Origin of the sequence: Algiphilus sp. (genome assembly GCF_023145115.1) — a bacterium.
In the GTDB taxonomy this organism is placed as follows: domain Bacteria; phylum Pseudomonadota; class Gammaproteobacteria; order Nevskiales; family Nevskiaceae; genus Algiphilus.
In genome coordinates this window covers 25,534-46,513 of sequence record NZ_JAGLEJ010000011.1, presented here as the reverse complement: position 1 = coordinate 46,513, position 20,980 = coordinate 25,534, and the positions used below count along the sequence as shown (strand labels likewise).

Sequence of the window (20,980 nt, the reverse complement as noted above, 5' to 3'; positions counted from 1 at the left end):
TAGCGGGGGCAGGATTCGAACCTGCGACCTTCGGGTTATGAGCCCGACGAGCTGCCTGACTGCTCCACCCCGCACCGGATACCGACATTGTAACGAAACTGCCGCTTCGATAGAAGGCCCGAGGGCCTGTTTCACGCTGCCGCGGTCCCGCTAACTGGTGCCGACGGTGAGACTCGAACTCACACGGGTTTCCCCACTACCCCCTCAAGATAGCGTGTCTACCAATTCCACCACGTCGGCGAGGGCGCGCATTGTAGCCATGCGCGTCGTCTTGCGCCAGCCCTACTCCGGAATCGCCGGCGCCTCGGGCGCCTGCTGCTCCTCGGGGGCCGGAACGGCGGCCGGTGACTCCCCGGCGCCGGCTTCCCCGGCGGCGGGCTGCCCGTCCATCTGCTCCACGACACTGCCACCACCGGCGTCCACGGCGTCCTGGACCAGATACGCCAGCGCCAGGCTGATGCCCATGAAGAGCGCGGCGCAGACGGCCGTGGCGCGCGAGAAGAAGTTGGCCGAGCCGCGCGACCCGAACACGGTTCCGGAGGCACCTGCGCCGAACGCAGCGCCCGCATCGGCGCCCTTGCCCTGCTGCAGGAGCACGAAGGCAATGAGAGCGAGCGAGACCAGGACCTGCAGAACGACCAGTGCGGTGTACATGTATGACTCGAAATCGGGTTGCGGTGATCAGTCGTGCCCGCCGGCGGCGCGCACGATGGCGGTGAAGTCGGCCGCCTTCAGCGAGGCGCCGCCGATGAGGCCGCCGTCGACGTCGGGCTGCGCGAACAGCGATGCGGCGTTGTCCGGCTTGACGCTTCCGCCGTACAGGATCCGCACCGAATCCGCGATTGTAGCATCGGCGCCGCGCAGCGTCGCGCGCAGGAATGCGTGCGCCGCCTCCGCCTGTTCCGGGCTCGCGGTGCGGCCGGTGCCGATGGCCCACACCGGCTCGTACGCGATCAGCGCGTTCGTGAATGCCGCGATGCCCGCGGCATCGATCACGGCTTCGAGCTGGCGGCCGAGTACGGCCTCGGTCCGCTCCCCGTCGCGCTCCTCGAGGGTCTCGCCGACACAGAGGATCGGTATCAGGCCCGCCTCCTGGGCGGCGATGAACTTGGCGGCCACGCGCGCATCGTCCTCTCCGCGGGTGGCGCGACGCTCGGAGTGCCCGACGATGGCGTGACCGGCGCCGCAATCGGCCAGCATCGCGCCGCTGATGTCGCCGGTATGTGCCCCGCTCCCCACCACCTCGGAAATGTCCTGCCCGCCGGGCACGCAGGCGCTGCCCGCCAGCGCTTCCGCCACCAGGCGCAGATAGCAGGCCGGCGGGCACACGATGACCTCGACCCGCCCGTCGCCGCACTGCGCGGCGACTTCGCGTGCCAGTGCGCCACTCGCGGCCTGATCTCCGTGCATCTTCCAGTTGGCGGCAACGACGGGCTTGCGTGACATACGGGTTCTCCCTGAATGGACGGGTTTGCGGTCAGGCTGGTGCGGTCGCGTCGGCGCGCGCACGAACGACGGCGGCGACGGCGTCGGCGTGCCGGCGCGCCAGCTCGGCTTCCTGCGCTTCCACCATGACACGAACCAGCGGCTCGGTCCCGGACGGGCGCAGCAGCACCCGGCCGCGCACGTCGAGGGCCTGCTCGGCGGCACTGACGGCATCGCGCACCTGCGCATCCGCGCAGATGCCCGCGGCGTCGTGCCCGGCCCGGACGTTGACCATGACCTGCGGATACAGCGGGATGTCGCGTGCGGCCTCGGCCAGGCCGATGCCACGTTCGCCGAGGACCTCCAGCACCTGCAGCGCGGACAGGATGCCGTCGCCGGTGCTGTTGCGATCGAGGCAGAGCAGATGGCCGGAATTCTCGCCGCCCACCTCGCCGCCCTCCGCCTGCAGCACCTCCAGCACGTAGCGGTCACCGACCTTGGCGCGACGGAAGGGAATCGCGAGCGCGTCCATGGCCTGCTCCAGCGCCAGATTGCTCATCAGCGTTCCGACGACCGGCCCGCGCAGGATGCCCTTCTCGTGGCGATGGCGGGCCAGCAGATAGAGCATCTGGTCGCCGTCGATGGTATTGCCGTCGGCATCCACCATCAGGCACCGGTCGCCGTCTCCATCCAGCGCGATGCCCAGCTCGGCCTTCTCGGCGCGCACGCGCGTGCGCAGCGCGTCGAGCTGGGTCGATCCGCACCCGAGATTGATGTTGAACCCGTCGGGTGCCACGCCGATGGTCGACAGCCGTGCCCCGAGTCGGGACAGCACCTGCGGCGCGACCTGATAGGCGGCGCCGTTGGCGCAGTCCAGCACGACGCGCTTGCCGGCGAGCGAGGGGCCGCGATAGCTGTCGACGCAGAAGTCGGCGTAGCGGGACTGCGCGTCGCTGATCCGCTGCGCGGCCCCGACCTCGCTCGGCTCGACGCACTGCATCTCGCCGTCGACCGCCGCCTCGATGGCCTCCTCGACCGCGTCGGGGAGCTTGTCGCCGGCCGCCGAGAAGAACTTGACGCCGTTGTCCTCGTGCGGATTGTGCGAGGCCGATATGACCACGCCGGCGGCCGCGCCCAGCGCCCGCGTCAGATAGGCCACGCCCGGCGTCGGCATGGGGCCCAGCAGCGCCACGTCGGCGCCGGCCGCCGAGAAGCCGGCCTCGAGGGCCGACTCGAACAGGTACCCGGATCGACGCGTGTCCTTGCCGATGAGCACCGGCGCCTCGGCGCCGTCGCCCAGCACGCGGCCGGCGGCCCAACCCAGCCGCATGACGAACTGCGGTGTCATCGGTGCCTGCCCTACCCGGGCACGCACGCCGTCGGTACCGAAATAGCGTCTGCTCACGTCTCCCCCTGGGCGCCGGTCGCGCGCAGCGCGGCGGCCGTGGCGACGGCCTGCGCAGTGTCGCGCACATCGTGGGTGCGAATGATAGCGGCTCCCTGGAAGACCGCGATCGCGGCAACCGCCAGTCCGGGCGCGAGTCGCTGGTCCACGGGCAGGCCGAGGAGCTTTCCGAACATCGACTTGCGGGATGCACCGATCAGCACCCCGGCGCCGAGGCCGCGCAGCGCGCTGACATGGGCCAGCAGGGCGAGATTGTGCGCCAGCGATTTGCCGAAGCCTATGCCGGGGTCCACCAGGATCGATTCCGCCGGGATGCCGGCCGCGATGCAGACCTCGATCCGCTCCCGCAGCCAGTCGCGCACTTCCGCGACCACATCGTCGTAGCGCGGCGCCGCCTGCATGGTGCGCGGCTCGCCCTGCATGTGCATCAGGCATGCCGCCAGCCCGCTGTCGCGGACGGCAGCGAGGGCGCCCTCGCCGCGCAGACCGTAGACATCGTTGACGATATCCGCACCGGCCTCGGCCGCAGCCCGCATCACCGGCGCCTTCATGGTGTCGACAGACAGCCAGGTTTCCGGCAGCACCGCTCGCAGCGCCCGGATCGCCGGCACCACGCGCGCGCGCTCGGTGTCGGCATCCACCGGATCGGCGCCGGGACGGGTCGATTCGCCGCCGACGTCGATGATACGGGCGCCGTCGGCCACCATGGTGCGCGCCCGCGAGACGACCTTCTCGATGGAGTCGGCCTCGCCGCCATCGGAGAAGGAATCCGGCGTGACGTTGACGATACCCATCACTGCCGGGCCGTCGGCCAGCAGGCTCGCGAGCTTCCGGGGCATTCGCGCTACGGGGTATGACGACCATCGGCGGACGCCCGGAGGCGCCCGCCGACGCGGGTCATCAGCTTGCCGGGTTCACGACCCCGCCCGGCGCGCCATCCGGACGCGGCGTGGCGGGGGCGCTGGGCGGCCCGCTCGGCGGCGAGCTGTCCTGGTTGTTGTCCCAGTTGTCCGGCTCGCCGGCAGGCTCGCCGCGCATGATGCGGGCGATCTGGCCGGAGTCGATGGTCTCGTACTTGAGCAGCGCCTCGGCCATCGTGTGCAGCTTGTCGGCGTGGTCCTCAAGGATCCTGCGGGCACGCCCGTAGTTGGTGTCGATGATCTCGCGGATCTCGCGGTCGATGGCGTGCGCGGTCTCGTCGGAGACATGCTTCTGCTGCTGCACCGACTTGCCGAGGAAGACCTCGCCCTCGTTCTCCGAGTAGGTCAGCGGCCCGAGCTTCTCGGACAGCCCCCACTTGGTGACCATGTTGCGGGCGATCTCGGTGGCACGCTCGATGTCGTTCGAGGCTCCGGTGGTGACGTGCTCGTCGCCGAAGATCTGCTGCTCGGCGATACGACCGCCGAAGAGCGAGCAGATCTGGCTGTTGAGCCGCTGCTTGGTGAAGCTGTAGCGGTCTTCCTCGGGCAGGAACTGGGTCACGCCCAGGGCTCGACCACGCGGGATGATGGTGACCTTGTAGACCGGGTCGTGATCCGGCACCGAGAGCCCGACGATGGCGTGACCGGCCTCGTGATAGGCCGTCAGGCGCTTCTCGGCCTCGGACATGACCATGGAACGGCGCTCCGCGCCCATCATGATCTTGTCCTTGGCGGACTCGAAGTCCTCCTGATCCACCAGCCGCTTGTTGGCGCGGGCCGCGAACAGGGATGCCTCGTTGACCAGATTGTGCAGATCCGCACCGGAGAAGCCGGGCGTGGCGCGCGCCAGCACCTCGGGCTTGACGTTCTCGGCCAGCGGCACCTTGCGCATGTGCACCTTGAGAATCTGCTCGCGCCCGCGCACATCGGGCAGCGGCACGACCACCTGGCGGTCGAAGCGGCCCGGGCGCAGCAGCGCCGGATCGAGCACGTCCGGCCGGTTGGTCGCGGCGATGACGATGACGCCCTCGTTGCCCTCGAAACCGTCCATCTCGACCAGCAGCTGGTTCAGGGTCTGCTCGCGCTCGTCGTGCCCGCCGCCGAGACCGGCGCCGCGCTGGCGACCGACCGCATCGATCTCGTCGATGAAGATGATGCACGGCGCGTGCTTCTTGGCCTGCTCGAACATGTCGCGCACGCGCGAGGCGCCCACGCCGACGAACATCTCCACGAAGTCCGAACCGGAAATGGTGAAGAAGGGCACGCCGGCCTCGCCCGCGATGGCGCGCGCGAGCAGCGTCTTGCCGGTGCCGGGCGAGCCCACCATCAGCACGCCGCGCGGGATCTGCCCGCCGAGCCGCTGGAACTTGCTGGGATCGCGCAGGAAATCGACCAGCTCGGAGACTTCCTGCTTGGCTTCCTCGACGCCGGCAACGTCGCCGAAGGTGATCTTGACCTGGTCGGCCTGCAGCATGCGCGCCTTCGACTTGCCGAAGCTCATCGCGCCGCGACCGCCGCCGCCGCCCTGCATCTGCCGCATGAAGTAGATCCAGACCGCGATCAGCAGCAGGATCGGGAACGAGTTGATGAGCAGGGTCATCAGCAGCGGCGTGCCCTCGGGCTCCTTGCCGATGACGCGCACGTTGTTCTCGAGCAGCGTCCCGATCATCGCCGAGTTATCGGTCTCGGGCGACGTCGTCGAGAAGCTCTGTCCGTTGCGCATGTCGCCACGGATGGTCTGCCCCTCGATGGTCACGGACTCGACGTTGTTCTGCTTGACCTGGTTGAGGAACTCCGAGTAGTTCAACTGCGGAGCGGCCTGCGACCGGTCGGAAAAGCTGTTGAAGACACTCATCATCACGACGAGTATCACGACCCACAGCAGCAGATTTCTCGCGAGGTCGTTCAAGTCTTCTTCCTCAAATCAAAATGACGTGCTTCTGACACCGTCAAGCCTACTCGTCTCGCCAATCGCGCGCCACAACGTATATCTCTCGTGACCGCGACCGCGAGGCCTTCGGCTTGCGCAGCGCCACCGATCCGAAACGCCCGCGCAGACGGCCCACGAAGGCATCGAAACCTTCTCCCTGGAACGCTTTCGCGACGAAGCTCCCGCCGGCACGCAGATGCGTCGCGGCAAAGTCCTCGGCCAGCTCCAGCAGCCCCATGGCGGCGGCCTGATCGGCATTCCGCACCCCCGAGATATTGGGGGCCATATCCGACAAAACAAGGTCTACCGGCTGTTCCTGCAAGACCCGTTCCAGTGCTTCGACCGCGGCCTGCTCGCGAAAATCCTCGGTGATGACATGCGCACCGTCTATCGGGTCGATAGGGAGAATGTCGATCCCGACGATGCGCGCGCGGCTGCCGGCCAGCTTCCGCGCGCAGTACTGCAGCCAGCCACCGGGGGCCGCGCCGAGGTCGACGACGCACTGCCCGGGCGCCAGCAGCCGGTCCTTGTCGTCGAGCTCGGCGAGCTTGAACGCCGCGCGCGAGCGATAGCCCTCGGCGCGGGCACGGGCGACGAAGGCGTCGGATTCATGCTCGTCGAGCCAGCGACCGGAGCTGGAGGAGCGTTTCGCCATTAGCGGTCAGGAGGAACCACAGATTGCACAGATTGACAGGATTTCTCTGAAGAGGTCGCAAGGCACTGATTTCTCTTCAATGACTAGCGAATCGCGCCCAACGGCTCGCAGACAATCTGTGCCCATCTGTGAAATCCGTGGTTAACCCCCGCTTCAGATGTACTCGACGGTCACGATCTCGAGCTCGCGGGCACCGCCGGGCGCCTGCACCTCGACGACATCGCCCTCGTGCTTGCCGATGATGGCGCGCGCCATGGGCGAGCCCACCGACAGCAGCCCCGCCTTGATGTCCGCCTCGTCCTCGCCGACGATCTGATAGCGCATGCTGTCACCGCTGTCGGGGTCCTCCAGCGTGACGGTGGCGCCGAACACCACCTTGTCGCTCTGCGGCAGCGTGGTCACGTCGATGATCTGCGCGGAGCCGAGCTTCGCCTCGAGCTCCTGGATGCGGCCCTCGATGAAGCCCTGCTGCTCGCGCGCGGCGTGGTACTCGGCGTTCTCCTTGAGATCGCCGTGCTCGCGCGCCTCGGCGATGGCGGCGATCACTTCGGGCCGCTTCTCGCTCTTCAGGACGCGGAGCTCCTCGCGCAGACGATCGGCGCCGCGCTGCGTAATCGGTGGTCTCATGCCTTGACCTGACTCTGCGCCAGCTGGTCGTGCAGATCCTGCAGCCGGCGTACCTGTGGTTCGTTGAGATATTCCATCGCCACCGCGGCGGCGCGTGCGCCCGCGATGGTCGTGAAGTAGCACACCTTGTGGTGGATGGCCGCCGCCCGGATGGACCGCGACTCCTCGATGGACTTCTTGCCCTCGGTGGTGTTCGCGATGAAATGTATCTCGCCGTTCTTGATCATGTCCACACAGTGCGGGCGGCCTTCCTTGACCTTGTTCACCGTGTCGACCGCGATGCCGGCGGCCGCCAGTGCCTCGGCGGTTCCGCGCGTGGCGACGACCCGGAAGCCGCGTGCCACCAGCGTCCGGCCCAGCTCGACGGCCTCGCTCTTGTCGGCATCGCGCACGGAGACGAAGGCCGTGCCGCTGGACGGCAGGTTGGCGCCCTGCCCGGCCAGCGCCTTGGCGAAGGCCTCTCCGAAGCTCCCGCCGACCCCCATGACCTCGCCGGTCGAGCGCATCTCCGGGCCGAGCAGCGGATCGACCGCCGGGAACTTGTTGAACGGGAAGACCGATTCCTTGACCGAGTAGAAGTTCGGCCGGACCTCGCCCCGGATGCCCTGCGCCTTCAGCGGCTGCCCGGCCATGCAGCGCGCCGCGGCCTTGGCCAGCGCGCGCCCGGTGGCCTTCGACACGAAGGGACTGGTGCGCGAGGCGCGCGGATTCACCTCGAGGATGTAGAGGCGATCCTCCTGCAGCGCGAACTGCACGTTCATGAGCCCGACCACGCGCAGCGCGCGCGCCAGCTCGCCGATCTGCGCGCGGATGCGGTCGAACACTGTTTCATCGAGGGAATACGGCGGCAGCGAGCACGCCGAATCGCCGGAATGCACGCCGGCCTGCTCGATGTGCTCCATGACGCCGCCGATGACGACCTCCTCGCCGTCGGAGAGCGCATCGACGTCGATCTCGATGGCGTTGACCAGGAAGTGGTCGAGCAGCACCGGCGACTTGTTCGACACCAGCACGGCGGTGTTCATGTAGTGCTTGAGATCGGCGTCGTCGTAGACGATCTCCATGGCGCGGCCACCGAGGACGTACGACGGCCGCACCACCAGCGGATAGCCCACGACCTGGGCGAGCTCCAGTGCCTGCGCCTCGCTGGTCGCGGTGGCGTTGGCCGGCTGCATCAGGCCGAGCTTGTTGACCAGCTGCTGGAAGCGGTCGCGATCCTCGGCGAGGTCGATGGAATCCGGCGTCGTGCCGATGATGGGCGCACCCGCCGCCTGCAGCTCGCGCGACAGCTTGAGCGGCGTCTGGCCGCCGAACTGCACGATCACGCCCTCGGGCTGCTCGACGTCGACGATCTCGAGGACATCCTCGGCGGTCAGCGGCTCGAAGTAGAGGCGGTCGGAGGTGTCGTAGTCGGTGGAGACGGTCTCCGGGTTGCAGTTGACCATGATGGTCTCGAACCCGTCCTCGGAGAGCGCCTGCGCGGCGTGCACGCAGCAGTAGTCGAACTCGATGCCCTGCCCGATCCGGTTGGGGCCGCCGCCCAGCACCATGATCTTGCGGCGATCGGAGGGCCTCGCCTCGCATTCCTCGTCGTAGCTCGAGTAGAGGTAGGCCGTCGCGGACGGGAACTCGGCGGCGCAGGTATCCACGCGCTTGTAGACCGGGCGCACGCCCAGAGCGCGCCGATGCGCGCGCAGCGCCACCTCCTCGGTGCCGACGAGCTTCGCCAGCCGGGCATCCGAGAAGCCGAGGCGCTTGAGCCGGCGCATGCGGTCGGCGTCGATGTCGGCGAGCGCGGTCCCGCGGACGGCCTGCTCCTCGTCGACCAGCTCGGCGATCTGCTCCACGAACCAGATGTCGATGCCGGTGGCGCGGCAGACCTCGTCGATGCCGAGCCCCGCGCGCAGCGCCTCACCCACGTACCAGATGCGCTTCTCGCGCGCTGTGACCAGTTCCTCGCGGATGCGCGTCAGGGTCTCCTCGTCGTGCTGCTCGAACAGGTCGTCGAGGCCCTCGGAGCCCACTTCGAGGCTGCGCAGCGCCTTCTGGAAGGATTCCTGGAAGTTGCGGCCGATGGCCATGGCCTCGCCCACCGACTTCATCTGCGTGGTGAGGCGGGAGTCGGCCTGCGGGAACTTTTCGAAGGCGAAGCGCGGGATCTTGGTGACGACGTAGTCGATGCTCGGCTCGAACGAGGCCGGCGTGACGCCGCCGGTGATCTCGTTGCGCAGTTCGTCGAGCGTGTAGCCCACCGCCAGCTTGGCGGCGACCTTCGCGATCGGGAAGCCGGTGGCCTTCGAGGCCAGTGCCGAGGAGCGCGACACGCGCGGATTCATCTCGATGACCACCAGCCGGCCGGTCTCGGGATTGACCGCGAACTGCACGTTGGAGCCGCCGGTCTCGACACCGACCCGGCGCAGCACCGCCAGCGAGGCGTCGCGCATGATCTGGTATTCCTTGTCGGTCAGCGTCTGCGCCGGCGCCACGGTGATGGAATCGCCGGTGTGCACACCCATCGGGTCGAGATTCTCGATCGAGCAGATGATGATGCAGTTGTCCGCCTTGTCGCGGACGACCTCCATCTCGTACTCCTTCCAGCCGAGCAGCGACTCCTCGATGAGGACCTCGTTGGTGGGCGAGAGATCCAGACCGCGGGTGACGATTTCCTCGAACTCCTCGGGGTTGTAGGCCACGCCGCCACCCGATCCGCCCATCGTGAAGCTGGGCCGGATGATCACCGGGAAGCCGATCGCGCGCTGCAGCTCGCGCGCCTCCTCCCAGCTGTGTGCCAGCCCGGAGGACGGTGACGCGAGGCCGATCTCGGTCATGGCGTTGCGGAACTTCTCGCGGTCCTCGGCCAGGTCGATGGCATCGCGCGAAGCGCCGATCAGCTCGACCCCGTGCTCGGCGAGCACGCCGTGCTTGTACAGGTCCAGCGCACAGTTCAGCGCCACCTGCCCGCCCATCGTGGGCAGCAGCGCGTCGGGCTTCTCGGCCTCGATGATCTTGGCCACCGTCTGCCAGGTCACCGGCTCGATGTAGGTGGCGTCGGCCATCTCCGGATCGGTCATGATCGTGGCCGGGTTCGAGTTCACCAGGATCACCCGGAAACCCTCGGCCTTGAGCGCCTTGCACGCCTGGGCGCCGGAATAGTCGAACTCGCAGGCCTGGCCGATGATGATCGGCCCGGCGCCGATGATGAGGATGCTGTGGATGTCGTTGCGCTTGGGCATGTCAGGTCCTGGCGGCGGCGTGCTGGTCCATCATCGCGACGAAGTCGTCGAACAGCGGTGCCACGTCGTGCGGGCCCGGCGAAGCTTCCGGGTGCCCCTGGAAACTGAAGGCCGGCGCGTCGTCGAGCGCCAGACCCTGGTTGGTGCCGTCGAACAGCGAGCGGTGCGTGACCGTCACGCCGCCCGGCAGGCTGTCCTCGTCGATGGCGAAGCCGTGGTTCTGGCTGGTGATCATCACCTTGCCGGAGCGCAGGTCCTGCACCGGATGGTTGGCGCCGTGATGGCCGAACTTCATCTTCAGGGTACGCGCGCCGGCTGCCAGGCCGAGGATCTGATGACCGAGGCAGATGCCGAACAGCGGCATCCGTGCAGCGATCAGCGCACGAGCAGTCGCGATCGCGTAGTCGCAGGGCTCGGGATCACCGGGGCCGTTGGAGAGCAGCACGCCATCCGGCCGCATGGCCAGGATGTCCGCTGCGGTGGTGGTCGCGGGCACCACCGTCACGCGGCAGTCGCGGTCGACCAGCAGACGCAGGATGTTGCGCTTGACGCCGTAGTCGCAGACCACGACGTGGCGTTTTCCACCCTCGCGACGCTGACTGGCGTTGTGCGTGAAGGACCAGGTGCCGAACTGCCACTCATACGGCGCGTCGGTGGTCGCTTCGCGCGCCAGGTCGGCGCCCTGCAGGCCACCGAAGGCGCGCGCCGCCTCGAGCGCGCGCTCGGCGCCGCCCGCAGCCCCGGCGGCGATGCTCCCGGCCTGGGCACCGTGCGTGCGCAGGTGATTGGTCAGGCGGCGGGTATCGATGCCGGCGATGGCGATGACACCCTCGTCGCGAAGATAGGCGTCGAAGGCCTTCTCTGCGCGATAACTGCTGGCCGGGCGCGGGATCTCGCGCAGGACCAGTCCGGCGAGCTGCACGCGTCCGGACTCGGTGTCCTCGTCGTTGGCGCCGACATTGCCGATGTGCGGGCAGGTCAGCGTCACGATCTGCCTGCGGTAGGACGGATCGGTGAGGATTTCCTGGTATCCGCTCATGGCGGTGTTGAACACCACCTCGCCATCCGTGACCCCTTCCGCTCCGATGGCGAATCCGTGGAAGAGGGTGCCATCGGCCAGAGCAAGGGTGGCAGGCGGTAACGGGCGCATGCGGATATTCCGGTTCGGGTGGTGGACGTCTCGACCGCGGGCTGGCGTGCGCACCGGAGGTCGAACCGGGCGCGGATTCTAGCGCCTAGCCGCCCGGCGCGTCCATTTGCGCAGCGACCTGTTCCAAAGATGCGCCCTCCAGACGGAAACGCTGCCATTCCGGATGATGGACTGCTCCCAGGCGCCGATAGAACGCGATCGCCGGGGCATTCCAGTCGAGTACCGACCACTCCACGCGGCCGTAACCGCGCGCGGCAGCCTGCGCACAGACCGCGCGCAACAGCGCGAGGCCGATGCCCCGCCCCCGGTAGTCGGGCAGCACGAAGAGGTCCTCCAGGTACAGGCCGGGCCGCGTCAGGAACGTGGAGAACGACTTGAAACACAGCGCGCAACCCACTGTCTTTCCGGCGTTCGGGGCATCATCGTCATCGACGACCGCCACCAGCCCCTCGACGAAGGGGCGGCGCCCGAACATGGCGTCCACCATGCGCGTCGGCTCCAGGTCGAGCTCGTGTTCGAGCCGCTCGTAGACCGCGAGCGCCCGTATCAGCCCCAGCAGATCGTCGATGTCGGCCGGCGCGGCAGACCGGATGCGCGCGACTGCTCCGGGCATCAGAGTCCGAGGACGTCGAACATGTCGTAGCGCCCGGGGCTCCGCTCGCGCAGCCAGCCGGCCGCGCGCAGGGCGCCGTTGGCGAAGGTCGCGCGGCTCGAGGCTCGGTGACCGAGCTCGATGCGCTCGCCGTCGCCGAGGAAGAGCACCTGGTGGTCGCCGACCACGTCACCGCCGCGCACCGTGGCAAAGCCGATGGCGCCGTCCGGGCGTTCACCGGTATGACCGTCGCGCGACCGCACGGCGACGTCGCCGAGCGTCACGCCCCGTCCCTCGGCTGCGGCTTCGCCGAGCGCCAGCGCGGTACCGCTGGGGGCATCCACCTTGTGGCGATGGTGGGCCTCGACGATCTCGATGTCGAACCCCTCGCCCAGCGCCGCGGTGGCGCGCGTCACGAGCGCGCGCAGCAGATTCACGCCGAGGCTGAAGTTGGCGGCCATGACGATGGGCACGTCCGCACTGGCGTGGTCGATATCGGCAAGCTGGCCGGCATTGAAACCGGTGGTGCCGATGACCATGCCACGTCCCAGCCGCCGGCAGACGGCGAGCAGCGCCATGGTTCCGGCCGGTCGCGTGAAGTCGATGGCGACATCGGCACCGGCCATGGCCGCCTCGGGGTCATCGCCGACCCGCACGCGGCTGCCGGGCAGAACGGGCTTGCCGACGCCGGCGGCACCGGGCTGGTCGAGCGCAGCAGCCAGCACCAGTTCGGGATGGCCATCGATGGCTGCAGCCAGGGCCTGCCCCATGCGGCCACCGGCACCGGCGACGCAGACTCGGAATGGTTCGCTCATACGGGCACCCCCGGCCCGGTTGTCACGTCGGATGGATGGCGGAACGCCGTCCATGCAGTGTATAGCCCCGCGCCCTTCCGCTCGTGCGGCATCGCGCGCGGCCCGGTCCGGACCCGATCAGCTGCCGATGGCGTCCTCGATGAAGCGGCGCGCCTTGTCGAGCCAGGAGCTGGACTCGGGGTTGTGGCGCTCGTTGGAGTTCTCCAGCGACTCGCCGAACTGACGGAGCAGATCCTTCTGCTTGCGCGTCAGCTTGACCGGCGTCTCGACCACCACGGTGACCAGCAGGTCGCCGCTGCCGCCGCCGCGCAGGCTGGGCATGCCCTTGCCGCGCAGGCGGAAGGTCTTGTTGGTCTGGGTGGCCTCGGGGATCTTGAGCGAGGCCTTGCCGTCCAGCGTCGGGACGTCGAGCTCGCCGCCGAGCGCCGCGCTGACCACGCTGATGGGCACCGTGCAGAACAGATCGCTGCCCTCGCGCTCGAAGAACGGGTGCGGCTTGACGTTGATCTGGATGTACAGGTCCCCGGGCGGCGCGCCGGCATCGCCGGGCTCGCCGTCGCCGCTGCGCCGGATGCGGTCGCCCATGTCGACGCCCGCCGGCACCTTGACCTGCAGCGTCTGCTCGTTCCGGATCTGGCCCTGCCCGCTGCAGTCGCCGCACGGGTCGGTGACCACGGTGCCGCGTCCGCGGCAGTGCGGACAGGTCTGCGCGAGCGTGAAGAAGCCCTGCTGGATGCGCACCTGCCCGCGACCGTGGCAGGTCGGACAGCTCGGCGGCTTGCTGCCCTTGGCGTTGCCGGTGCCCTTGCAGCTGGTGCAGCTGTCGAACCTGGGGATGGTGATGGTGCGCTGGGTGCCGGTGAAGGCTTCCTCCAGCGAGATCTCCATGTCGTAGCGCAGGTCCGCACCGCGACGCGGACCGCCACGACCGCCGCCGCCGAAGATGTCGGAGAACATGTCGCCGAAGATGTCGGAGAAGCCGCCGCCGAAATCGCCCGAGCCCCCGCCGGCGCCGCCGCGCAGCCCGTCCTTGCCGTAGCGGTCGTAGACCTCACGCTTCTGCGGATCGGACAGCACCTCGTAGGCCTCGCCGGCCTCCTTGAACTGGTCCGCGGCACTCTCGTCGCCCGGATTGCGGTCCGGGTGGTACTTCATGGCGAGACGCCGGTAGGCCTTCTTGATGTCGTCGTCCGAGGCGTCCCTGGCGACGCCGAGCACCTCGTAGTAGTCGCGCTGGCTCATGCTGCTCCCTGCTTGCTGAGCCCGCCGCTCAAACGCGAAACGCCCGGCGAGCGGGCGTGGCGTTTCTGCGGCGGGCGTTCCCGGCCGCGCGGTGCGCGGCCGGGACCCATCGCCTTACTTCTTGGACTCGTCGTCCTTGACCTCGGTGAACTCGGCATCGACCACGTCGTCGTCGGACTTGCCGCTCTCAGCCTGGCCGCTCTCGGCACCACCCTCGGCATCGCCCGCGCTCTTGGCGTAGGCGCGCTCGGCGAGCTTGGCGGAAGCCTCGGCGAGTGCCTGGGTGGCGCTCTCGATGGCGTCCTTGTCATCACCCTTGAGCGCCTCGCGCAGCGCCGAGATCTTGGACTCGATGTCCTCCTTCTCGCCCGCCTCGACCTCGTCGCCGAGATCGCTGAGCGACTTCTCGACGCCGTGGATCATGGCGTCGCCCTGATTGCGGGCGTTGACCAGGTCGGCGAACTTCTTGTCCTCCTCGGCGTGCGCCTCGGCGTCCTTGACCATCTGCTCGACCTCGTCCTCGGAGAGACCCGAGCTGGCCTTGATCTCGATGGACTGTTCCTTGCCGGTGGCCTTGTCCTTGGCCGAGACATTGAGGATGCCGTTGGCGTCGATGTCGAAGGTGACCTCGATCTGCGGCATGCCGCGCGGCGCCGGCGGAATGTCGGCGAGATCGAAGCGGCCGAGCAGCTTGTTCGCGGATGCCTGCTCGCGCTCGCCCTGGTAGACCTGGATGGTCACCGCGGTCTGGTTGTCGTCGGCGGTCGAGAAGGTTTCCTGCTTCCGGGTCGGAATGGTGGTGTTCTTCTCGATGAGCTTGGTCATGCGACCGCCCAGGGTCTCGATGCCCAGCGACAGCGGCGTGACGTCGAGCAGCAGCACGTCGCTGCGATCACCCGACAGCACGGAGCCCTGCAGCGCAGCGCCCACGGCGACGGCCTCGTCCGGGTTGACGTCGCGACGCGGCTCGCGGCCGAAGAACTCCTTGACCGCCTCCTGCACCTTCGGCATGCGCGTCTGGCCGCCGACCAGGATCACCTCGTCGATGTCCGACGCCTTCATGCCGGCATCCTTGAGCGCGGTCTTGCACGGCTCGATGGCGCGCGCCACCAGATCCTCGACCAGCGCCTCGAGCTTGGCCCGGGTGAGCTTGAGGTTGAGATGCTTCGGCCCCGACTGGTCGGCGGTGACGTAGGGCAGGTTGATCTCGGTCTGCGTGGTGGACGACAGCTCGATCTTGGCCTTCTCGGCGGCCTCCTTGAGGCGCTGCTTGGCGAGCGGGTCCTTGCGCAGGTCGATGCCCTGCTCCTTGTTGAACTCGTCGGCGATCCAGTCGATGACGCGGTTGTCGAAGTCCTCGCCGCCGAGGAAGGTATCGCCGTTGGTGGCGTGCACCTCGAACTGCTTGTCACCGTCGACATCCGCGATCTCGATGATGGAGATGTCGAAGGTGCCACCGCCGAGGTCATAGACCGCGACCTTCTTGTCGCCACCCTGCTTGTCGAGCCCGTAGGCCAGCGCTGCCGCGGTCGGCTCGTTGATGATGCGCTTGACCTCGAGGCCGGCGATCTTGCCCGCATCCTTGGTGGCCTGGCGCTGCGAGTCGTTGAAGTAGGCCGGAACCGTGATGACGGCCTCGGTGACCTTCTCGCCGAGATAGTCCTCGGCGGTCTTCTTCATCTTCTTGAGCACCTCCGCGGAGACCTGCGGCGGCGCCAGCTTCTGGTCCTTGACCTGCACCCAGGCGTCGCCGTTGTCGGCCTTGACGATCTGGTAGGGCACCATGTCGATGTCCTTCTTGGTGACCGGATCGTCATAGCCGCGCCCGATCAGGCGCTTGATGGCGTACAGCGTGTTGGCCGGGTTGGTGATGGCCTGACGCTTGGCGGGGCGGCCGACCAGGATCTGGCCGTCATCCGTGTAGGCGACCACGGACGGCGTCGTGCGCTCGCCTTCCGCGTTCTCGATGACCTTGGCGTTGTTGCCCTCGAAGACGGCGACGCACGAGTTGGTCGTCCCGAGGTCGATCCCGATGGTCCGTGACATGGTTGCTGCTCCTGAAGATGAATGGTGTTCCGGTGCCGGTGAAACCGGCCGATGTCAGACGAGATTGGGGCGTGCGTGCGGCATTCAACCCCGATGGGCCCGGATCAGCCCGCTTCGTCGCCCGCCTGCCCCGGTGGCGCCGACGCCACCACCACGCGCGCCGGCCGCAGCACCCGCTCGTGCAGGCAGTAGCCGCGCTGCACGACCTCGAGCACGTGGTTCGGTGCGACATCGGGGCTGGGCACCATGGAGACCGCCTCGTGATACTCGGGGTCGAAGGTGCTGCCCGCGGGATCGAGGACGCTGACGCCGTGGCGGGCCAGCGTGTCCTGGAGCTGCTTCTGGGTGAGCTCGATGCCCTCAACCACGGCCGATGCGGCATCGGCATCGCGCGCGGCCTTGAGCCCCAGATCGAGACTGTCGGCCACCGCCAGCAGATCGCGGAAGACCTTCTCGGCCGCGTACTTCACCGCATTGGTGTTCTCGCGTTCCATGCGCTTGCGCTGGTTCTCGGCCTCGGCGCGCGTGCGCAGCAGCTGGTCGCGGTATTCCTGCGCGAGTGCCTCGGCACGGGCGAGCGCGTCGTCACCGTCGGCAGCCTCCGGGGCGCCGGCGGCGCCCTCGGCGCTTTCCGCCGCGCCCGAATCCCGGGCCTCGCGGGCCTCGGCATCGGTTTCGGGCGCCGTCTCGGGCCCCTGATCCTTCCGGGCGTTGTCGTTGTCCGCCATATCCCCTGCTCGTGCGATGGATGAATTGCCGGCGCGGTGAACCACCGCGCTCCCCGCTCGCAGATGAGGGCGATCAGGAGGCTTTCAAGCCTTCACTGAGAATTTTTGCGGTGTCGCGGACCAGCGGGATGATCCGGCCATAGGCCATGCGCGTCGGCCCGATGACGCCGATGATGCCGGCGACGTGCCCCTCCAGCGTGTACGGCGCCGTGACCACGCTGCATTCGTCGAGCACGCGGTAGCCCGACTCCTCCCCGATGAAGAGCTGCACGCCGCGGCCGCTCAGGCACTGGTCGAAGACCGCCAGCAGGTCGCGCTTGCGATCGAGCGCATCGAACAGTCCGCGCAGCCGGTCGATCTGCGCCAGCTCCTCGAAGGCGAACAGATTGGCACCGCCGGCCACCATCATGTCGCCGTCGGTCTCGCTGTCCGGCGTTGCGGAATCGAGCAGCTGCAGCGCCGCCTGCAGCGAGCGGTCGACGTCGCGCTTGGTCTCGCCCAGGTCCTGGCGCAGCGCCTCGCGCAGCGAGAGCAGATCGCGCCCGGCGTAGTGCGCATTGATGGCGTTGGCGAAGGTCTCGAGCTCGTCCGCGCTGTACGGGCGATCGGTCTGCAGCACGCGGTTCTGCACCTCGTGCTGGTTGACGACCAGGATCGCCAGCGCCCGGCACCCGGACAGCGGCAGGAACTCGATGCGCCGCAGCACGGCGCGGTTGCGCCGCGGCACGGTGACGACACCGGCCATGGTCGAGACCGACGACAGCACGCTGGACGTGGCCTGGAGCATCTCGCCCGAGCCGGCCTGCGGGCTGCCCAGGATTTCCTGCATGAGCCGACGCTGCACGCCCGCCGGCATGCGCTCGGGCTCGAGCAGCGAATCGACGAAGACGCGGTAGCCACGGTGCGTCGGAATGCGCCCCGCCGACGTGTGCGGGGAGCAGACGAAGCCCATGTCGTCGAGGTCCGCCATCACGTTGCGGATGGTGGCCGGCGACAGCCGGTTGTCGACTTCGCGCGACAGCTGCCGCGACGCCACCGGTTGTCCGTCCCGGATATAGCGCTCGATGAGCAGTTTCAGAAGCCAGGCAGCGCGATCGTCGAGTTGCGGCATACATGCAACGCTAGGTCCGGCCGCCGGAAGCGTCAAGCGCGCGGCATGAGCGTCAAACCGCTACCCTTGCGCAAGCCGTGCCACCGGAATGCCCATGCAGCGCTTCCCCACCATCGGCGTCGTGGCCAAGCGCGACGACGCCATCAGCGACACGTTGGCCGCACTGCTCGCGTACCTGCGCGCGCAGGACGTCACCGTCCATACCGATGCCGGCTGCGCCGCCCTCATGCCCGAGCGCCTGCAGGCCTGCACGGCCGAGCAGCTGCGCGCCTGCTCGCTGGTCATCGTCATCGGCGGCGACGGCACGCTGCTGCACGCCGGTCGCGCGCTGGCTCCCGCCGGGGTGCCGATCCTGGGCATCAACCAGGGGCGGCTCGGGTTCATGGTGGATGTCGCCCCGGACGAGATGATCGCCTCGGTGGCGGAGGTGCTGGCAGGAAGCTTCCACGAGGAGCAGCGCATCATGCTGTCGGCCCGCGTCGAGCGCGAGGACGCCACCGTCAAGCGCATGGTGGCGGTCAACGACCTGGTCATCCGCAACCAGGCCGCGATCCGCATGATCGAGTTCGAGACCGCGCTCGACGACGGCTTCATCAGCACGCATCGGGCCGACGGCATCATCATCGCCACACCCACCGGGTCGACCGCCTATGCGCTGTCCGGCGGCGGCCCCATCATCCATCCCGGCGTCAATGCCGTGGCGCTGGTGCCGATCTGCCCGCATGCCCTGTCCGACCGCCCGGTGGTGGTCTCGGCGGACCGCGAGATCCGCGTGCGGCTCAAGGACGGTCCGCGCGTGCGCGCGGTGTGCACCGCCGACGGCCAGCAGAACGACGCGCTCGAGGCCGAGGACACCCTCTGCATCACGCGCGCCGAGAAGCCGCTCCGGCTCGTCCACCCGCCGTCCTATAATTATTTCGAGGTGCTGCGCACCAAGCTCCACTGGGGGCGCGACCGCGTCTGAGGCTGCCCGCATGCTCGTCCACCTGGACATCCGCGATTTCGCCATCGTCGATGCCGTCACGCTCGAGCTCGACGCCGGCCTGACCGTGCTCACCGGCGAGACCGGTGCCGGCAAATCCATCCTCATCGACGCCATCGGCATGCTGCTGGGCGACCGCGCCGATTCGGCCTCGGTACGCGAGGGCGCCGCGCAGGCCGAGATCACCGGCCAGTGGCAGGTGGACCCGGAGTCCGCCCCGGCGCAGTGGCTGCACGAACAGGCCCTGGCCGACGCCGACGACGACACCGCCATCACGCTGCGCCGCGTGGTGGGTGCCGACGGTCGCTCGCGGGCCTTCGTCAACGGCCGCGCCACGCCGATCGCGACGCTCCGCGAACTCGGCGAGCTGCTGGTCGAGATCCACGGCCAGCACGCTCATCAACTGCTGCGGCGCCCGGAACACCAGCGCCGCCTGCTGGACGATTTCGGCGGCCATGGCGACGCGCTCCGCACCGTCGCAGACGCCGCCCGCGGGCTGGCCGAGGCCCGACGGCAGCTCGAGACGGCCCAGTCCAGCCAGGGTGGCGATCCGCAGCAGATCGAGTACCTGCGCCACCAGCTGTCCGAGCTGGACGCGCTGCAGCTCACCGAGGAGGGACTCGCGGAGCTGGAGGCGGAGCATCAGCGTCTGGCCCACGCCGACGCCCTGCTCGGCAACGGCGGCCGCGCCCTCGGCGGTCTTTCCGAGGACGACGACTCGGTCCGCGGCCGGCTGTCGACGATCCATGCCCTGCTCGACGAGCTGCGCGAGCGCACCGACGACTTCGAGGAAGCGGCCGGCCTGGTCGATCAGGCCTTCATCGCGGTCGACGAAGCGGCCAACAGCCTGCGCCACGCGCTCGACCGCATCGAGGTCGACCCGGAACGCCTCCGGCAGGTCGAGGAACAGCTCTCCACGATCCACGACCTCGCGCGCAAGCATCGCGTGCGCGCCGAGGAACTGCCGGCACTGGCCGAGCGCCTGCGGGCCCAGTTGGCGGCCGCAGAAGCCGCGAGCGGGGACATTGCCCAGCTCGAACGCCAGGTCGACGCGGCCGAGGAGCGTTACCGGGCGGCGGCGGTGCCGCTGAGCCAGCAGCGGGCCCGCGCGGCGTCGCAGCTCGGCGAGGCGGTGCGCGAGAAGCTCGCCGAGCTGTCCATGCCGGATGCGCGCCTCGAGGTCGCGGTCCGCACCGATGTCGGCCGCAAGCCCTCACCGCACGGTGATGACGAGGTGGAACTGCTGTTCAGCGCGAACCCCGGCCAGACGCCGCGGGCGCTGACACGGGTGGCCTCGGGCGGCGAGCTCTCGCGCATCAGCCTGGCCCTCCAGACCGCGCTCTCCGCGCGCGCGAACGTGGGCGTGATGATCTTCGACGAGGTCGATGTGGGCGTCGGCGGCGCCACCGCCGAAGTGGTCGGGCGCATGCTGCGCGCCCTCGCCGCGCGCTGCCAGGTGCTCTGCGTGACGCACCTGCCGCAGGTCGCGGCACAGGGGCATCATCAGGTCACCATCCGCAAGCGCGCGGCCGACGGCGCCACGCGCGTCGAAGCCGCGGCGCTGAGCCGGGATCAGCGACGCGAGGAGCTCGCCCGCATGCTCGGCGGCGTGGACATCACCGACAAGACCCTCGAGCTGGCCGGCCAGATGCTGGACGCCAACCCGGCCTGAAGGCGGTACGCCGCGTCCGCCCCCTACTCGCCGCCCTTGGCCGGCCGCACGTACAGCACCAGGCTGTGATCCTCGATCTCGTAGCCATGCTCGGCCGCGATCTTGGCCTGGAGGCGCTCGATCTCGGCGTTGTAGAACTCGATGACCTTGCCGGTCTTCACGCACACCATGTGGTCGTGGTGCTTGTCCGGAGCCAGCTCGAACACGGCGCGGCCGTCGGAGAAATGGTGCCGCTCGACCAGTCCCGCCGACTCGAACTGCGTGAGCACGCGATAGACGGTGGCCAGCCCGATATCCTCCCCGGAATCGAGCAGCAGCTTGTACACATCCTCGGCGGACAGATGCCGCGTCTCGCTGCCCTCCAGGATCTGGAGGATCTTCAGGCGCGGGAGCGTGACCTTGAGGCCGGCGTTGCGAAGGTCTTGCGATTCCATCCGCGCAAGGTAG

The 20,980-nt window shown here is 68.8% G+C and carries 18 protein-coding genes and 2 tRNA genes; 2 read left to right on the top strand and 18 right to left on the bottom strand.

The features are described from left to right. From KAH28_RS03735 to hrcA, 17 genes are all read right to left on the bottom strand, one after another. A tRNA-Met gene (locus KAH28_RS03735) sits at nt 1-74 on the bottom strand. An 81-nt stretch (nt 75-155) separates the two neighbouring features. Next, nucleotides 156-240: transfer RNA gene (locus KAH28_RS03730), tRNA-Leu, on the bottom strand. A gap of 42 nt (nt 241-282) precedes the next feature. Beyond that, nucleotides 283-654, bottom strand: coding sequence for a preprotein translocase subunit SecG (gene secG / locus KAH28_RS03725; RefSeq protein WP_290574470.1), 372 nt, complete (start codon nt 652-654; stop codon nt 283-285). Nucleotides 655-681: 27 nt separating this feature from the next. Next, nucleotides 682-1,446: a triose-phosphate isomerase gene (tpiA, locus tag KAH28_RS03720; protein ID WP_290574469.1), complete on the bottom strand. Its 765-nt coding sequence runs from the start codon at nt 1,444-1,446 to the stop codon at nt 682-684. Between the two features lie 31 nt (nt 1,447-1,477). Further along, nucleotides 1,478-2,830, bottom strand: a complete 1,353-nt coding sequence (gene glmM, locus KAH28_RS03715; RefSeq protein ID WP_290574468.1) for a phosphoglucosamine mutase — start codon at nt 2,828-2,830, stop codon at nt 1,478-1,480. After that, nucleotides 2,827-3,669, bottom strand: coding sequence for a dihydropteroate synthase (gene folP, locus KAH28_RS03710; RefSeq protein ID WP_290574467.1), 843 nt, complete (start codon nt 3,667-3,669; stop codon nt 2,827-2,829). Before folP ends, glmM begins: the two co-directional genes overlap by 4 nt. Before the next feature lie 61 nt (nt 3,670-3,730). Next, nucleotides 3,731-5,659 carry an ATP-dependent zinc metalloprotease FtsH gene (gene ftsH, locus KAH28_RS03705; RefSeq protein ID WP_290574466.1) on the bottom strand — a complete coding sequence of 643 codons (1,929 nt, stop codon included), beginning with the start codon at nt 5,657-5,659 and terminating at the stop codon, nt 3,731-3,733. Nucleotides 5,660-5,705: 46 nt separating this feature from the next. Beyond that, a complete protein-coding gene (locus tag KAH28_RS03700) occupies nt 5,706-6,335 on the bottom strand; it encodes an RlmE family RNA methyltransferase (protein ID WP_290574465.1) in 630 nt (209 codons plus the stop codon). A 153-nt stretch (nt 6,336-6,488) separates the two neighbouring features. Further along, nucleotides 6,489-6,962: a transcription elongation factor GreA gene (gene greA, locus KAH28_RS03695; protein WP_290574464.1), complete on the bottom strand. Its 474-nt coding sequence runs from the start codon at nt 6,960-6,962 to the stop codon at nt 6,489-6,491. Then, nucleotides 6,959-10,195, bottom strand: coding sequence for a carbamoyl-phosphate synthase large subunit (gene carB, locus KAH28_RS03690; protein ID WP_290574463.1), 3,237 nt, complete (start codon nt 10,193-10,195; stop codon nt 6,959-6,961). The genes greA and carB overlap by 4 nt, the downstream gene beginning before the upstream one ends. A gap of 1 nt (nt 10,196) precedes the next feature. Beyond that, nucleotides 10,197-11,345 (bottom strand): glutamine-hydrolyzing carbamoyl-phosphate synthase small subunit, encoded by a 1,149-nt coding sequence (gene carA, locus KAH28_RS03685; RefSeq protein ID WP_290574462.1) that lies wholly within the window; start codon nt 11,343-11,345, stop codon nt 10,197-10,199. Between the two features lie 85 nt (nt 11,346-11,430). Continuing rightward, nucleotides 11,431-11,958 carry a GNAT family N-acetyltransferase gene (locus KAH28_RS03680; RefSeq protein WP_290574461.1) on the bottom strand — a complete coding sequence of 176 codons (528 nt, stop codon included), beginning with the start codon at nt 11,956-11,958 and terminating at the stop codon, nt 11,431-11,433. Then, nucleotides 11,958-12,752, bottom strand: coding sequence for a 4-hydroxy-tetrahydrodipicolinate reductase (gene dapB / locus KAH28_RS03675; RefSeq protein WP_290574460.1), 795 nt, complete (start codon nt 12,750-12,752; stop codon nt 11,958-11,960). Before dapB ends, KAH28_RS03680 begins: the two co-directional genes overlap by 1 nt. A gap of 117 nt (nt 12,753-12,869) precedes the next feature. Next, nucleotides 12,870-13,994 carry a molecular chaperone DnaJ gene (gene dnaJ / locus KAH28_RS03670; RefSeq protein ID WP_290574459.1) on the bottom strand — a complete coding sequence of 375 codons (1,125 nt, stop codon included), beginning with the start codon at nt 13,992-13,994 and terminating at the stop codon, nt 12,870-12,872. Nucleotides 13,995-14,108: 114 nt separating this feature from the next. Continuing rightward, entirely contained in the window at nt 14,109-16,040 is a 1,932-nt protein-coding gene (gene dnaK, locus KAH28_RS03665) for a molecular chaperone DnaK (RefSeq protein WP_290574458.1), read from the bottom strand. Between the two features lie 104 nt (nt 16,041-16,144). Next, nucleotides 16,145-16,768: a nucleotide exchange factor GrpE gene (gene grpE / locus KAH28_RS03660; protein ID WP_290574457.1), complete on the bottom strand. Its 624-nt coding sequence runs from the start codon at nt 16,766-16,768 to the stop codon at nt 16,145-16,147. A 73-nt stretch (nt 16,769-16,841) separates the two neighbouring features. Beyond that, the gene (hrcA, locus tag KAH28_RS03655; protein WP_290574456.1) at nt 16,842-17,879 is read right to left on the bottom strand and encodes a heat-inducible transcriptional repressor HrcA; all 1,038 of its coding nucleotides are present in this window, start codon (nt 17,877-17,879) and stop codon (nt 16,842-16,844) included. A 94-nt stretch (nt 17,880-17,973) separates the two neighbouring features. Here hrcA and KAH28_RS03650 point away from each other — a divergent pair, with 94 nt between their 5' ends. Beyond that, the gene (locus KAH28_RS03650; protein WP_290574455.1) at nt 17,974-18,843 is read left to right on the top strand and encodes an NAD(+) kinase; all 870 of its coding nucleotides are present in this window, start codon (nt 17,974-17,976) and stop codon (nt 18,841-18,843) included. 10 nt (nt 18,844-18,853) lie between these two features. After that, nucleotides 18,854-20,533, top strand: a complete 1,680-nt coding sequence (gene recN / locus KAH28_RS03645; protein ID WP_290574454.1) for a DNA repair protein RecN — start codon at nt 18,854-18,856, stop codon at nt 20,531-20,533. A gap of 23 nt (nt 20,534-20,556) precedes the next feature. Here recN and fur read toward each other — a convergent pair whose 3' ends face one another. Next, nucleotides 20,557-20,967: a ferric iron uptake transcriptional regulator gene (gene fur / locus KAH28_RS03640; RefSeq protein ID WP_290574453.1), complete on the bottom strand. Its 411-nt coding sequence runs from the start codon at nt 20,965-20,967 to the stop codon at nt 20,557-20,559. Nucleotides 20,968-20,980 lie beyond the last annotated feature (13 nt).

Excerpts from the sequence above, each read along its gene's own strand:
- secG (WP_290574470.1), bottom strand. The coding sequence starts at position 654 with ATGTACACCGCACTGGTCGTTCTGCAGGTCCTGGTCTCGCTCGCTCTC.
- tpiA (WP_290574469.1), bottom strand. The coding sequence starts at position 1,446 with ATGTCACGCAAGCCCGTCGTTGCCGCCAACTGGAAGATGCACGGAGAT.
- folP (WP_290574467.1), bottom strand. The coding sequence starts at position 3,669 with ATGCCCCGGAAGCTCGCGAGCCTGCTGGCCGACGGCCCGGCAGTGATG.
- KAH28_RS03700 (WP_290574465.1), bottom strand. The coding sequence starts at position 6,335 with ATGGCGAAACGCTCCTCCAGCTCCGGTCGCTGGCTCGACGAGCATGAA.
- greA (WP_290574464.1), bottom strand. The coding sequence starts at position 6,962 with ATGAGACCACCGATTACGCAGCGCGGCGCCGATCGTCTGCGCGAGGAG.
- carB (WP_290574463.1), bottom strand. The coding sequence starts at position 10,195 with ATGCCCAAGCGCAACGACATCCACAGCATCCTCATCATCGGCGCCGGG.
- carA (WP_290574462.1), bottom strand. The coding sequence starts at position 11,345 with ATGCGCCCGTTACCGCCTGCCACCCTTGCTCTGGCCGATGGCACCCTC.
- KAH28_RS03680 (WP_290574461.1), bottom strand. The coding sequence starts at position 11,958 with ATGCCCGGAGCAGTCGCGCGCATCCGGTCTGCCGCGCCGGCCGACATC.
- dapB (WP_290574460.1), bottom strand. The coding sequence starts at position 12,752 with ATGAGCGAACCATTCCGAGTCTGCGTCGCCGGTGCCGGTGGCCGCATG.
- dnaJ (WP_290574459.1), bottom strand. The coding sequence starts at position 13,994 with ATGAGCCAGCGCGACTACTACGAGGTGCTCGGCGTCGCCAGGGACGCC.
- dnaK (WP_290574458.1), bottom strand. The coding sequence starts at position 16,040 with ATGTCACGGACCATCGGGATCGACCTCGGGACGACCAACTCGTGCGTC.
- grpE (WP_290574457.1), bottom strand. The coding sequence starts at position 16,768 with ATGGCGGACAACGACAACGCCCGGAAGGATCAGGGGCCCGAGACGGCG.
- hrcA (WP_290574456.1), bottom strand. The coding sequence starts at position 17,879 with ATGCCGCAACTCGACGATCGCGCTGCCTGGCTTCTGAAACTGCTCATC.
- KAH28_RS03650 (WP_290574455.1), top strand. The coding sequence starts at position 17,974 with ATGCAGCGCTTCCCCACCATCGGCGTCGTGGCCAAGCGCGACGACGCC.
- recN (WP_290574454.1), top strand. The coding sequence starts at position 18,854 with ATGCTCGTCCACCTGGACATCCGCGATTTCGCCATCGTCGATGCCGTC.
- fur (WP_290574453.1), bottom strand. The coding sequence starts at position 20,967 with ATGGAATCGCAAGACCTTCGCAACGCCGGCCTCAAGGTCACGCTCCCG.